Raw genomic sequence first — 12,307 nt, 5'->3', positions numbered from 1 at the left:
GACGGCGCGTTTATCCAGAAAACACGCGTTATCCTTAACGTCCATCGCGAGCAAGCTCGCTCCTACAACACCATCTCCTTAACGGACTGGCATTGGGGCAAGCCCCTCCTCCAGAGGCATCTACGCTATGTCGAATATTCGTCTGTCAGTCGCCACCTTCACCGCCGCTGCACTGCTCGCCGGCTCACCCGCGCTGCTCGCCGACCCAGGCAACGGCAAAGGTAACCCGCATGCCAACCAGAACCAGCAAGGCAATAGCGGCAACAAAGGCAACCCGAACGGCGGCAACGCCAAACCGGGGCAAGGAAAGCAGGGCGATAGCAACTGGGATCGTGGCCCGTCTATCGACGTGGGCGGGATCCGGGTCATCCTTGGCGATAATCGACAATACTGGGGCAGCGCCCAACCCCTTCCACCGGGCATCCAAAAAAACCTCGCTCGCGGTAAACCCCTGCCACCCGGCATCGCCAAAAAGCTCGACGGCCGGCTGATCGGACGCCTGCCCCACTATGACGGGTACGAATGGCTCCAGGCCGGAACCGACGTGATCCTGGCGGCCGTCGCGACAGGCATCATCTACGAAGTCCTGCACGACGTACTCCATTGACAGAACACAGCCTGCACAGGCCGGGACAGCAACCCCGGCCTTTTGCCTGAACAAACATTGAGCGTCTTGTGCTGAATGCGGCCAAAAAACAACCTTGAGAGACTGGCAGTGGCGCCGGGCACATCACTTGCTCCCGCTGGGCTGCGAAGCGGCCCTAAAATCAGCACCTTCACTTTGTCAGGTAGAGAGAACAAACGGAGAGCAAACGGACAGAGCAAACGGGACAGATTTATTTTTCGAACGTCTAACATCCGACCTCTAGAGATCGGTGTCAGAACTACATGTCGACGGCAATAACAAGTGGTCTTGGTTGTTTAGAACCAAGGCTTGGCAGAGTTGACGTAGATTTGTTCGAAGTCTTCGTCAGACTTGGTGAGATAAACAATAAATTCAACAAAGGCAATAATGCCAATAATCATCGACGGAATGCCAACCAATATAAACCCGAAGATAAATAACAGCAGCATAATCACGCCTTGCTTGTTGTAGCCAAGGAAAAATTTATGCGCACCAAAGGCGCCGAGGAATAAAGCCAGTATTGCTGCCGTTATTCTCTTTGAACTACTACCTGTCGCACCTGGCTCTTGGTAGATAGTCTCGGCAATGCCATTATTTGTAGAAAAATCCACCTTGACGCCAACTTTCGGCAATACAGAGCTTTTCCATTGTGCGACTTCAAAAGTATAGCGATTTCCATCATCCGCACTAATAATGCCAGTGCGGTTTTCACTATTGAAGTCCAGAATTTTTCCTTTCATGCAGCTTTTCCTTCTTCTGTTTGCGTTTTTTTTGATAGACGTTTGATCAGGTTGAAATTCAGGCTCGACGAGCCGAAGGCCAACAAACTGATGGATGCGAGAAAAATCACGCGATGGCGGTACTTGAGTGCGAGTTTCTTCAGCGCCGGGCAGTCGGTAAATATAAATTGGCTCGCACCTATAGATAGATGCCCAAGGCGCATAGGGTGACAGCAGAGATGAGTTTTACAAATCGCACAAAAATTCCTTTTTTCCGTTCTGAATTTATTTGAATGCCATCGTGGCATTCTGCCTCCATCCATCTAAATTGTACCCGGGCCTGTACAAAAAATCACCCAGAGATGCCCTTCAAATAGCTTCAATCCGGGCAATGCAGGTGAGGTCGTTCGAGGGTGCAGCGTAAGTCAGCAGATGGTGTGCCCCCTGCGCGGCGACGAGCAATGTTCGTTTTGCAGTGAGTACACCGCCGGTTTTATCGTCAGACCAATCTCGGCCATAGCCAAGCCGATACTCCTGATAAAAACTCTCAGGTATACCTTGGCGACCCGCAGGTTCAGCGCCGGTTCGAAACTATCTCGGCACCCAGGATCGCCCGCTCCGGCAACCCTTCAGTGCGCTTCACGCCTTGCGCCCAATGGCCATCCTGGTAATAGGTCGTCGGGGTTGCGGTCACGCCAACAGCCTTGCCGGCATCCTGCTGGGCGGCGAGCGTACTGATGTCGTTTTTACTGCACGTCTGCACCTTCACCCGCTTACCCTTCATAGCGTCATCGAGCGCCTGCTTCGGGTTGTCGCTGCACCAGATGTTCTTGTAGATCGTCCAGGCCGGCTCATCGAGTTGCCCCGTCGGCCAGGCGACGTAGCGCACCTCAATGCCCTTGGCGTTGAACTCAGGCACCTTCTGGTGCAGTTCACGCGAGTAGGGACAGGTGGCATCGGCGAACACGTAGACGTGGGCCTTGGGGTTAGCCGGACTGAAGGCAATCCAGTTCTCCGGCTTCAGCTTGCCCAGAGCATCGCGGACATAGCGCAATTGCGGGTCAGGCTTGGGCACCGGCGGCTGGGTCAGAGCAGAAAGGAAGCTGCCGACGCTCTTTGTGGCCTCGCCCAGGCTGACAACTTCTGCTTGGGCAAGCGGCGAGGTGAGAAAAAAAACTGCTGCAAGACCGGCACCAGCCAGGCTGAACGAACGTTTATTGGAAATCATCCATGTTGCGCGAGAGCCGCGCCTCCAAGTTTGCGGGTTGCCGGTCAGGCCGGGCACGCGGTGAGGATATGCCACCGTTGGTCAGTGTGGGAGGCTTCAGCGAACAAAAAAATCCCGGAGACATTTCTTAATCCAGAATCTCGATTCCTGCATAACAAACCCCCAACTCCACCTGCGGTATGATCCGGCTCTGTTTTGCGCAAAGAGCCTTGAACCTGGATGTCTGTCACTTCCCCGCTACCCGAGTCCCCAGCCCCATTACCTTCCGTATTGGCCGGCCCGCTGCTGCGACGCCTGGAGCCGACGCGGCTGGTGTTGTGGTTGGTAGGATCTCGGGCGTTGGCGCTGACGTTGCGCCTGCGGTTCGTCGAGGGTGGCGGTAACGAGAAGGCTCTCGATTTCCCCCTTGATGCCCAACAGTGCCAAGTAGTACCAATCGGCCTGCATGGCTTTGTCCATCTAATCGATCTACACCTGGACACCGCCCTCCCCTGCGACCAGTCGATTAAATACGACCTGCTGATCACCGAAACAGACGGCCAGCATTCAGGCATCGCCGACTGGGCACCACACCTGCTTTACGGAAATGCGCGTTGCCCCGACTTCGTCCTGCAGAGCCGCATCAAGCAATTGCTCCACGGCTCCTGCCGCAAACCCCATCATCACGCCGACGAAGGTCTGCTCTGCGTCGATCGATTGCTGGCCGAGGCTCCCGAGCCTGAGCAGCGTCCGGCGTTGTTGATGATGAGTGGCGATCAGGTCTACGCGGACGATGTCGCAGGCCCGATGTTGCGGGCGATTCATGCCTTGATTACGCGTCTCGGGTTGTTCGAGGAGTATCTGGAGGGCGCGGTGGTCGAGGACAGTGCCCGGCTCTATGGGCATCCGGCCAGTTATTACCATCGGGCTGATTTGCTGCCGGCGCTGGAAAGTAATGAAACCCTGCGCGAGCGGTTTTTCGGTGGGGTGAAGAAGCCGATTTTCACCAGCAGTACCGCCGACAATCACTTGGTGACCTTCTCTGAAGTGATGGCGATGTATCTACTGGTCTGGTCGCCGGTGCCCTGGACGTTGATCGCGCCGCAGCCGCCGGTGCTTACTGCCGAAGAACAGGCACGCTATGACCTCGAGCAGACGCACATCGATGCCTTCAAGGCGGGTCTGGGCGGTGTTTCGCGGGTGTTTGCGCACTTGTCGTGCCTGATGATCTTTGACGACCATGACATTACCGATGACTGGAATCTCAGCGCTCAGTGGGAGGAGACGGCTTACGGCCATCCGTTTTCCAAACGCATCATCGGCAACGCGCTGATGGCTTATATGCTCTGTCAGGGCTGGGGCAATAACCCCGATGTGTTCGGCGAGCTGCTGGAGAAGACCGGCGCGCTGAGTGCCGAGGCGATCGGCGGGGACCGTCACTTGGACAGCGCCGATCAAGACAGTTTGATCGATGATTTGCTGCGCTTTCAGAACTGGCAGTATGTGTTGCCGACCACTCCGGCGCTGGTGGTGCTCGATACCCGCACTCGGCGCTGGCGCAGTGAGTTCACCCTGAAGCAGCCGTCGGGCCTGCTCGACTGGGAAGCCCTCAGCGAACTGCAGCAGGAATTGCTGGATCACCCTTCGGCGATCATCGTTTCGCCGGCGCCGATCTTCGGTGTCAAGCTGATCGAGACGGTGCAGCGGGTGTTCAGCTGGTTCGGTTTTCCGCTGTTGGTCGACGCGGAAAACTGGATGGCCCATCGCGGCGCGGCGCAGGTGATCCTGAATATCTTCCGCCACTCCCGCACGCCGGGGAATTACGTGATTCTGTCCGGGGATGTGCATTATTCCTTTGTCTATGAAGTGCTGATCCGCCACCGCAAGGCTGGCCCACGGATCTGGCAGATCACCAGCAGCGGCATCAAGAATGAGTTTCCGCCAAAACTGCTGGAGTGGTTCGACCGGCTCAATCGCTGGCTGTACTCACCGCGCTCGCCCCTCAACTGGTTGACCAAGCGTCGCCGGATGCAGGTGATTCCGCATATTCCCGAGCATGCTGAAGCGGGTGAACGGCTATGGAATTCGGCGGGGATCGGGCAGGTGTTTTTCAATGAAAAAGGTCAGCCGCAGGCTATCTATCAACACAATGCCAATGGGTCACCGCCTACGCGGTTGGTTGGGCCTGAGGAGCCGCGGTGAGCAGTGGTTGTCGGATGTTTGAGTGTGCGGTTTTCCCGATGCCAGTCAGCCAGGAGCCGGGCGCAGCCAAAAGATCGCAGCCTGCGGCAGCTCCTACGGGGTTTGAGTACACCTGATCATTTGTGGGTGCATGGGATTGGCGTAGGAGCTGCCGCAGGCTGCGATCTTTTGGGGCATTCGGCTGGCTGCACCGTCAGGTCTTTAACTCACTCTCGGGCAGGCTCCACTGCGCCCGATATTCCATCAGGAAGTCGACAAAGGCCCGAAGCCGCAACGGGGTGTGGCGTCCGCCCGGGTAGAGCAGCGTGAAGGGCCGGGATCGTCCGTGGAACGCTTCAAGGACTTCGATCAGCGAGCCTTGTGCCAACTCTTTTTCAACAATGAATTTATAGGTCTGAAACAGGCCGGCACTGTGTTTGGCCAGGGTCACGCCGCCCAGTACATCATCCGAGCAGCTGTAGCCACCTTCGGTCAGCAGGTCCTTGTCTTCGCCGTTGTCCTTGAACAACCAGGCGATGTGCCGGCCGCTGCTGGGTAGCTCGAATTGAATGCACTCATGTTGCTGCAGGTCCTCCAGGGTTTGCGGCGTACCCGCACGCTGCAGGTATTCAGGGCTGGCCACGATGACCAGTTGCGCGTCTTCCAGGTGGCGGGCAATCAAGCCTGAATCCGGCAGGACCCGAACCCTGATCGCCATGTCGTAGCCTTCCTCGATGAAGTCGACGTTGCGATTGCTGACATGGGCCTCGACCTTTACCGCCGGGAACCGCTCTCTGAATATCGGCAGCAACGGCAGGATGCGGTGATGGGCGTAGGTAGTGGGCACGCTGATGCGCAAGGTCCCGGAGGGCGTTTGCTGCTTGCCCATCACTTCCCGTTGCGCTTCGACCAGTTGGGCCAGGGCCTGGCGGCATTGCTCAAAATACGCTCGGCCGCTTTCCGTCAGTTTGACGCTGCGGGTGGTTCGGGCAAACAGCCGTACGCCCATGCGCGCCTCCATCCGCGACACCGAGCGACTGACTGCAGCCGGGGTGACACCGGCGACAGCGGCTGCGGTGGTGAAGCTGCCGGACTCAGCCGCCAGGCAAAACAACTCGATGCTGCCCAGCTGAATATCTTCGAACTGTCGCTTCATGATTGATTACACCATGGATCAAATGAAGTGCTCGTACCTGTATTTATCAAACAAAGGTAAAGAAATACAGTGAATTCAACCCGAGCAGTTCCTTCCGAAAAAGGGCTCTGGGACAACCTATGAAACCCAATTTTTGCAGGTACCCGACATGAACTCTCCAAGAACTGTAGTAATCACCGGCGCGTCGAGCGGCATTGGCCTGGGCCTGGCAAAGGCCTATCTGGAGCAAGGCTACAACGTGGTCGGCAACGCTCGCACTGAACAGCGTCTGCGCGAAGCGGCCGAGCAACTGGGCAACTCCCCGCGCTTTCTCGGCGTAGCTGGCGACATTGCCGAGCCGGACACCGCCAAGCGGCTGTTCCAGGCGGCCATCGAGGCCTTCGGCCAGGTCGATATCCTGATCAACAACGCCGGGATTTTTCAGGCCAAGCCGTTCATTGACTACAGCCCGGAAGATCTGGAAGCGATGATCAGTACTAACCTCAGGGGCTTCGTTTATCCGTCACAGGTCGCCGCAGCGCACATGATCCCGCGCAAGCAGGGCTTCATCGTCAACATTACCGCGAGCGTGGCCTTGCAACCGAATCAACAGGTGCCGGCGACCTTGCCGGTGTTGATCAAAGGCGGGATCAACCAGGCCACTCGCGCCCTGGCGCTGGAGTTGTCACCCCATAACATCAAGGTCAACGCAGTGGCTCCCGGTATTGTCGACACCCCTATGCACAGCCCGGAACACCGCGAATTCCTCAAGACCCTGCAGCCTCTGGGACGTATGGGCAACATCAGCGAAATCACCGATGCTGTGCTTTACCTGACCAATGCCGAGTTCACCACCGGCACGGTGCTGGCGGTAGATGGCGGGATGAGCAGCGGCAAGTGGTAAACAGTCTTGCCCGGGGAGCCGCCAACGGCTCCCCGGTTCAGGGTCATTCGAGTACATAACAGGAGCACGATCATGCCTTTCGTCAATGTGCGCATCACCCGAGACGGAGTGACCCGGGAGCAAAAAGCCCAGGTCATCGCCGAAATCACCGAAACCCTGGAACGGGTCCTGGGCAAACGTCCCGACCTGACCCATATCGTTATCGAGGAAGTGGATACTGATAACTGGGGGTATGCCGGGATGACCACAACTGAGTATCGCAAGAACTTGAATCCTGGATAGGGTCCAGCCATCTAGAACCAACCCCTGTGGTGAAGGGGTTTAAGACGTTACGCAATCCGTAGCAGCTGGCGAAGCCTGCGTTCGGCTTGCGTAGCAGCTGCCGAGCCTGCAAGGCTGCGTTCGGCTGCGAAGCAGCTGCCGAGCCTGCGAGGCTGCGTTCGGCTGCGAAGCAGTCGTAAAATCAGGCACTGCGGTTTTCCAGAAAACCGTGGACGCATAATTTTACGGCTGCTGCGCAGCCGGACGCAGCCTTCGGCAGCTGCTACGAGCCCCCTAGCTACAAGTGAGCATCGCTTCAGGCACCGCGCGATGCGCAGCGCGAATTCATGTAATTATTCCTTCACTAACCAAGTTAAAACGCCAGAATAATTGCACTGCACTTTTTCCAGAGTTTACATTTAGTGTTATTATTTTTGCACTCTATGGTAATAAACACTGGAATACTGGCACTCATGGCCAAAAAAACTGCTCCATTGCTCCCGACCACAAGCCATTTGCTGGTAGAGCTGGGTGAAAGGCTGCGCCTCGCGCGGCTGCGGCGCAAGCTGACGGCCAAGCAAGTGGCGGAGCGCGCCGGCATGTCGCAAATGACTTTGCGGGCGCTGGAGCGCGGCGGCTCGGGCGTTACCATGGGGGCTTATCTCTCTGTGCTGCAGGTGCTTGGCTTGGAGAAAGACATTTCCCTGATTGCCCAGGCCGACGACATAGGTCGTCATTTACAAGACTCCGCGCTCTCGGGAAAGCAGCGGCCTGCAGCGCAAAGATCGACCTTGACTGGCAAATCCAGACCGGCGCCTCACTTGAAGGAAGAGTCCGCGATACCTGCGCCCAAACAGGCCAAGCGGCTGCCCAGGCCGAGTGAGCCTGGTGCCCCGGTTCAGGTCGCCTCGAAGCTTTCGGCCTTGATTGTGAAACCCAAAAAGGTCAGTAAAGCGCCTTCCGACACAGGGGACAAGGAATGAACCCGATAGCTGTTTATGCCGACTGGGATGGTTTGCCAGCACCTCGACGCCTGGGCCTTCTTCATGCGCGGCGTAGCGGTGCCAGTGAGCTGTTTGAATTCGAATATGAGCGTAAGGCGCTCTCGGATCCGACCCTGGGGATGATCCAGCTCGAGCCCGGGATCGGTTTATTCGAAGGCTCGCAATATCCTGCGCGGGGACGCGAGACCTTCGGCGTTTTTTCTGATTCGAGTCCTGACCGATGGGGTCGCATGCTCATGAATCGTCGGCTCGAGCGTGACAAGAGAGCAGGCGCGGAACCGGCGAATAAGCGACTGTTCGAGTCGAACTATCTCTTGGGAGTGCATGATACTTACCGGGTCGGTGCTCTGCGTTTCAAGCTCAATGACGAAGGCCCGTTCCTCGATGATCGGCAAGGTCTGGCGGCCCCTCCGCTGGTCAAGTTGCGCGAACTGGAGGCTGCTAGCCGGTCCCTGGAAAATGACCAGGACAACACCGCGGCCGAAGGCGGTGACTGGATTCGCCTATTGATTGCTCCAGGCGGCTCACTGGGAGGTGCCCGGCCCAAGGCCAGCGTGGTCGACACCGACGGGCAACTCTGGATCGCCAAGTTTCCCAGTGTGCGCGATGAGCAGGATATTGGCGCCTGGGAATATATCGTCGGGTCCCTGGCCGAGGCCTGCGGGCTTCGGGTCGCGCAGATGGATGCAGAACGTTATGCCAGCGCGCATCACTGTTTCCGGGTAAAGCGTTTTGACCGGACCGCCAATGGCCGACGACTGCACTTTGCCTCCGCCATGACCCTCACCGGCCATACCGATGGTGATGATGCCTCGACCGGCATCAGCTATCTGGATTTGGCTCAGGTGCTTATTACTCAGGGCGCCAACACCAACGCAGATCTGCGTGAGCTTTGGAGCCGCATCCTGTTCAACATGCTGGTTTCCAATACCGACGATCATCTGCGCAATCACGGTTTCATCCTTGAACCTGCCCGAGGCTGGCATCTCTCCCCTGCCTATGACATGAACCCGGACCGCTACGGGCAAGCGCTCAAGTTGAATGTCAGCGAACACGACAATGCACTCGACCTTGACCTGGTTCGTTCAGTAGCACCGATTTTTCGGGTTCCGCTGAATGAGGCGGACCAGATGATCGAGGACTTCCAGGGAGTTGTGCGCCAATGGCCAACGCTGGCCAATGCACTCGGCCTATCTCGACGGGAGCAAGATGAAATGAGCATGGCGTTCAGACTCGCCGTTGAGACTCGCCATTGAGGCTCGACCGTAGCAGCTGGCGAAGCCTGCGTTCGGCTCGCGTAGCAGCTGCCGAGCCTGCGAGGCTGCGTTCGGCTGCGAAGCAGTCGTAAAATCAGGCACCGCGGTATTCCAGACAAACCATGGAAGGAGGATTTACGACTGCTGCGCAGCCGAACGCAGGCTTCGCCAGCTGCTACGGGGGACAGTACTGAACCTCAAATTCCTTAACGGACCGGCATTAGAGCAAGCCCCTTCGCCACAATTGTCACCCGCCAGACAAATTGCTTTATTAATCGGCATCGGCCTTTCTCCCTTACATCCCCGCCTTCACCAACACCGGCTTCTCCTGATAACGCTGTGGATACAGCTGTTTGAGCTGCGCCACCTTTGGCAGATCGTTGATCACGATGTAGGGATAGGTCGGATGTTCGGTCAGGAAGTCCTGATGGTAGTCCTCGGCCGGGTAGAAGCCGTTGAAGGTTTCGAGCTTGGTGACGATCGGTTTGTTGAACGAATGCGCGGCGTCGAGTTGGGCGATGTAGGCCTGGGCGACTCGTTGCTGTTCGGCGTTTGCCGGGAAAATCGCCGAGCGGTATTGGGTACCGGTGTCCGGGCCCTGGCGATTCAGTTCGGTGGGGTTGTGGGCCACCGAGAAGAAAATCTGCAGCAAGTTGCCATAGCTGACCTGGGTCGGATCGAAGGTGACTTCGACGGCTTCGGCGTGGCCAGTGTTGCCGTTGCTGACCTGCTCATATTGAGCGGTGCTGGCGGTGCCGCCAGCGTACCCGGAAACCGCTCGCTTAACGCCTTTCACGTGCTGGAATACCCCTTGTACACCCCAGAAGCAGCCACCGGCGAGCACTACGGTTTCACTGGCGGATTGACCGGCCGGCAGATCCAGAGCCGGTGGGGGGATGGCGACGGCATCCGCTGTGGAGCCGAAGGAAAAGGCGGTGCATTGACCGATGAAGGTGGCGGCGGCGAGGCCCAGCAGGAGACGGCACCAGATTGGTTGGGACGGGATTTTCATGGTGGTGACTCCAAATCTGATGATTCCGCTGCAAGGGCCTTTCAGTGCTTGCCAGATTGCCAAGATCGCAGCCTGCGGCAGCTCCTACAGGTTTTGCATTCACTCGGTATCTCTCGGGTGTATGGCGTCGGCGTAGGAGCTGCCGCAGGCTGCGATCTTTTAGGGGCGACCCTACTCATCGCTAAACGCCTGCAGTTTTCACCCAAAGGTAAACGCATACGCCGACACCTGCGGGTCAAGAAACTCGATGCTGAAGGTGCGTTCCGCCACGTCACCGGGTTGGCGTACCAGCTGATACAACCGCTGCTCGGTCACGACGCCCGTGCCGTCCGGGGCTACGTCGGTGCCATGGGCCGCGCCTGGGATCTGGCCGTCGAGGGTGACTTTGAAGCGCACCGGTTTACCGTCTGCGCCGGGGCCCAGTACCAAGTGCAGATCCCGGGCATGAAAGCGGTAGACAATTTTCCCTGCCGGAGCTGCCAGGGTGGCCTGCTCGGCGCCGACCTTCCATTGGCCCTCCAGCCCCCACTCGTTGAGGGCCGGATTAGTCGGTGGGCTGTAAGCCGTGACACGGTCGCGCGCCAGGCTGGCGGCCGGAACAAAGTGTTCCAGGCGTTGATAGCCCAGATAGGTTTCCGGCGAGCGGATTTCGCTCATATCCGCGGCCAATTGCACGCCCTGAGCCTTGGCGTCGATCAGACCGCCCGCCACTTGGGCGGCACCGGCCTCGCGCAACAGCTGCTGGATCACCCGCTCCGACTCGGCATAGTTGCCCTCGCCAAAATGGTGATAACGGATCCGGCCCTGGGCATCGGCAAAGTAATGCGCCGGCCAGTACTGGTTGCTGAAGGCGCGCCAGACCTTGTAGTCGTTGTCGATGGCCACCGGGTAGTTGATACCCAGATCCTTCATGGCTTTGGTCACGTTGCCGACGTCACGTTCGAAGGCAAATTCCGGGGTGTGCACGCCGATCACTACCAGCCCCTGATCGCGATACTTCTCTGCCCAGGCCTTGACGTACGGCAAGGTGCGCAAGCAGTTGATGCAGGAGTAGGTCCAGAAATCCACCAGCACCACTTTGCCCTTTAACGCCTCGGCGCTCAGTGGCGGCGAGTTGAGCCATTGCACGGCGCCGTCGAGGGGTGGCAGCTTGCCTTCGATCGGCAGCGTCGCAGCGGTCATTTTCATCGCGCCACCGGCAGCCATCATGCTTGAGCCGAGCTGAGAATCTTGCGCCATCATCGCCCCGCTGCTGATCGCCGATTTGCCGGCCAGCCGACCGACCAGCGCCTGTTCGATACCGCCGGTAGAGGCCGTCGACAGCCGCGCCAAAATGCCGGTATCCCACCCCAGGGAAATCGCCACTACGCCCGCCAGCATCAAAGCTCCCAAACCACGGCGCAGCCATTCACCGGCGCCGATCGAGCGCTTCATCGCGGCGAAGACTTTACCGCCCAGCAGCAATGCTCCGGCAAGCGAAGTCGCGGCACCCGCGGCGTAGGCCAGCAACAGCAAGGTCGTGCCGATGTTTGCCCCTTGCAGCGCCGCGCCGGTCAGCAGCAGCCCGAGGATCGGCCCGGCGCACGGCGCCCAGAGCAGACCAGTGGCGACGCCGATCAACAACGAGGCGCCAGGCCGTGGCCGGGTATCGGCACCCGCCGCTTCGGACAGCCGACCGCCGGCTGCCACCAGTGGCCGAGTCAGGCGCTCGGCGAGGCGCGGCAGCAACAGCGTCAGCGCGAATAGCGCTACGAACAGCAACGCGAGCCAGCGACCATACTGATTGACTTGCACCACCCAACCGCCGCCCACCGCCGCCAGCGAGGCGACCAGCGCGAAGGTCAGGGCCATCCCCGCCAGCAGCGGCAAGCCACTGCGCAAAAACGGTTGGCCGGTGCGCGCGAAGACAAAGGGCAATACCGGCAGAATGCACGGGCTGACAATCGTCAGCACGCCGCCGAGATAAGCGAGAACCAGGAGCCACATGGCGTCGACCTTATATG

12 protein-coding genes are annotated in these 12,307 nt (G+C 58.6%); 6 read left to right on the top strand and 6 right to left on the bottom strand.

The genetic code is table 11. From position 1 onward, the window contains the following. Nucleotides 1-127 precede the first annotated feature (127 nt). The gene (locus tag F8N21_RS09735) at nucleotides 128-607 is read left to right on the top strand and encodes an anti-virulence regulator CigR family protein (protein WP_150641924.1); all 480 of its coding nucleotides are present in this window, start codon (nucleotides 128-130) and stop codon (nucleotides 605-607) included. A 314-nt stretch (nucleotides 608-921) separates the two neighbouring features. On the opposite strand, the gene F8N21_RS09730 is transcribed toward F8N21_RS09735, so the two are convergent. The 3 genes from F8N21_RS09730 to F8N21_RS09720 form a co-directional block, all read right to left on the bottom strand. Beyond that, the gene (locus F8N21_RS09730; protein ID WP_150641923.1) at nucleotides 922-1,365 is read right to left on the bottom strand and encodes a TM2 domain-containing protein; all 444 of its coding nucleotides are present in this window, start codon (nucleotides 1,363-1,365) and stop codon (nucleotides 922-924) included. After that, nucleotides 1,362-1,652, bottom strand: a complete 291-nt coding sequence (locus F8N21_RS09725; RefSeq protein ID WP_150641922.1) for a hypothetical protein — start codon at nucleotides 1,650-1,652, stop codon at nucleotides 1,362-1,364. Before F8N21_RS09725 ends, F8N21_RS09730 begins: the two co-directional genes overlap by 4 nt. 266 nt (nucleotides 1,653-1,918) lie before the next feature. Then, nucleotides 1,919-2,629, bottom strand: a complete 711-nt coding sequence (locus F8N21_RS09720) for a DsbC family protein (protein WP_150641921.1) — start codon at nucleotides 2,627-2,629, stop codon at nucleotides 1,919-1,921. A 162-nt stretch (nucleotides 2,630-2,791) separates the two neighbouring features. Between F8N21_RS09720 and F8N21_RS09715 the strand changes: the two genes are divergently transcribed. Beyond that, complete coding sequence (locus tag F8N21_RS09715; protein ID WP_150641920.1) at nucleotides 2,792-4,753, top strand: alkaline phosphatase D family protein; 1,962 nt, start codon at nucleotides 2,792-2,794, stop codon at nucleotides 4,751-4,753. A gap of 193 nt (nucleotides 4,754-4,946) precedes the next feature. Here F8N21_RS09715 and F8N21_RS09710 read toward each other — a convergent pair whose 3' ends face one another. Then, nucleotides 4,947-5,888: a LysR family transcriptional regulator gene (locus tag F8N21_RS09710; protein ID WP_150641919.1), complete on the bottom strand. Its 942-nt coding sequence runs from the start codon at nucleotides 5,886-5,888 to the stop codon at nucleotides 4,947-4,949. A 148-nt stretch (nucleotides 5,889-6,036) separates the two neighbouring features. Between F8N21_RS09710 and F8N21_RS09705 the strand changes: the two genes are divergently transcribed. The 4 genes from F8N21_RS09705 to F8N21_RS09690 all read left to right on the top strand — a co-directional run bounded on the left by F8N21_RS09705 (nucleotide 6,037) and on the right by F8N21_RS09690 (nucleotide 9,292). After that, entirely contained in the window at nucleotides 6,037-6,771 is a 735-nt protein-coding gene (locus tag F8N21_RS09705) for an SDR family NAD(P)-dependent oxidoreductase (protein WP_150641918.1), read from the top strand. A gap of 72 nt (nucleotides 6,772-6,843) precedes the next feature. Continuing rightward, on the top strand, nucleotides 6,844-7,053 hold the full coding sequence (locus tag F8N21_RS09700) for a tautomerase family protein (RefSeq protein WP_150641917.1): 210 nt from the start codon (nucleotides 6,844-6,846) through the stop codon (nucleotides 7,051-7,053). Nucleotides 7,054-7,505: 452 nt separating this feature from the next. Continuing rightward, nucleotides 7,506-8,015: a helix-turn-helix domain-containing protein gene (locus F8N21_RS09695; RefSeq protein ID WP_150641916.1), complete on the top strand. Its 510-nt coding sequence runs from the start codon at nucleotides 7,506-7,508 to the stop codon at nucleotides 8,013-8,015. Continuing rightward, entirely contained in the window at nucleotides 8,012-9,292 is a 1,281-nt protein-coding gene (locus F8N21_RS09690; protein WP_150641915.1) for a type II toxin-antitoxin system HipA family toxin, read from the top strand. The genes F8N21_RS09695 and F8N21_RS09690 overlap by 4 nt, the downstream gene beginning before the upstream one ends. 295 nt (nucleotides 9,293-9,587) lie before the next feature. On the opposite strand, the gene msrA is transcribed toward F8N21_RS09690, so the two are convergent. Next, nucleotides 9,588-10,304: a peptide-methionine (S)-S-oxide reductase MsrA gene (msrA, locus tag F8N21_RS09685; RefSeq protein WP_150641914.1), complete on the bottom strand. Its 717-nt coding sequence runs from the start codon at nucleotides 10,302-10,304 to the stop codon at nucleotides 9,588-9,590. A 198-nt stretch (nucleotides 10,305-10,502) separates the two neighbouring features. Continuing rightward, nucleotides 10,503-12,290, bottom strand: a complete 1,788-nt coding sequence (locus F8N21_RS09680; protein ID WP_150641913.1) for a cytochrome c biogenesis protein DipZ — start codon at nucleotides 12,288-12,290, stop codon at nucleotides 10,503-10,505. Nucleotides 12,291-12,307: the final 17 nt, after the last annotated feature.

This window comes from Pseudomonas fluorescens (assembly GCF_902497895.1).
Classification (GTDB): Bacteria; Pseudomonadota; Gammaproteobacteria; order Pseudomonadales; family Pseudomonadaceae; genus Aquipseudomonas; species Aquipseudomonas fluorescens_BP.
Note: the sequence above shows the minus strand (reverse complement) of the source record. Positions and strands in the feature narration are given on the sequence as shown.

Bases quoted from the DNA above. Each gene is read 5' to 3' on its own strand.
- F8N21_RS09700 (WP_150641917.1), top strand. From the start codon at position 6,844: ATGCCTTTCGTCAATGTGCGCATCACCCGAGACGGAGTGACCCGGGAG.
- F8N21_RS09715 (WP_150641920.1), top strand. From the start codon at position 2,792: ATGTCTGTCACTTCCCCGCTACCCGAGTCCCCAGCCCCATTACCTTCC.
- F8N21_RS09680 (WP_150641913.1), bottom strand. From the start codon at position 12,290: ATGTGGCTCCTGGTTCTCGCTTATCTCGGCGGCGTGCTGACGATTGTC.
- F8N21_RS09710 (WP_150641919.1), bottom strand. From the start codon at position 5,888: ATGAAGCGACAGTTCGAAGATATTCAGCTGGGCAGCATCGAGTTGTTT.
- F8N21_RS09725 (WP_150641922.1), bottom strand. From the start codon at position 1,652: ATGCCACGATGGCATTCAAATAAATTCAGAACGGAAAAAAGGAATTTT.
- F8N21_RS09690 (WP_150641915.1), top strand. From the start codon at position 8,012: ATGAACCCGATAGCTGTTTATGCCGACTGGGATGGTTTGCCAGCACCT.
- F8N21_RS09695 (WP_150641916.1), top strand. From the start codon at position 7,506: ATGGCCAAAAAAACTGCTCCATTGCTCCCGACCACAAGCCATTTGCTG.
- F8N21_RS09735 (WP_150641924.1), top strand. From the start codon at position 128: ATGTCGAATATTCGTCTGTCAGTCGCCACCTTCACCGCCGCTGCACTG.
- F8N21_RS09705 (WP_150641918.1), top strand. From the start codon at position 6,037: ATGAACTCTCCAAGAACTGTAGTAATCACCGGCGCGTCGAGCGGCATT.
- msrA (WP_150641914.1), bottom strand. From the start codon at position 10,304: ATGAAAATCCCGTCCCAACCAATCTGGTGCCGTCTCCTGCTGGGCCTC.
- F8N21_RS09730 (WP_150641923.1), bottom strand. From the start codon at position 1,365: ATGAAAGGAAAAATTCTGGACTTCAATAGTGAAAACCGCACTGGCATT.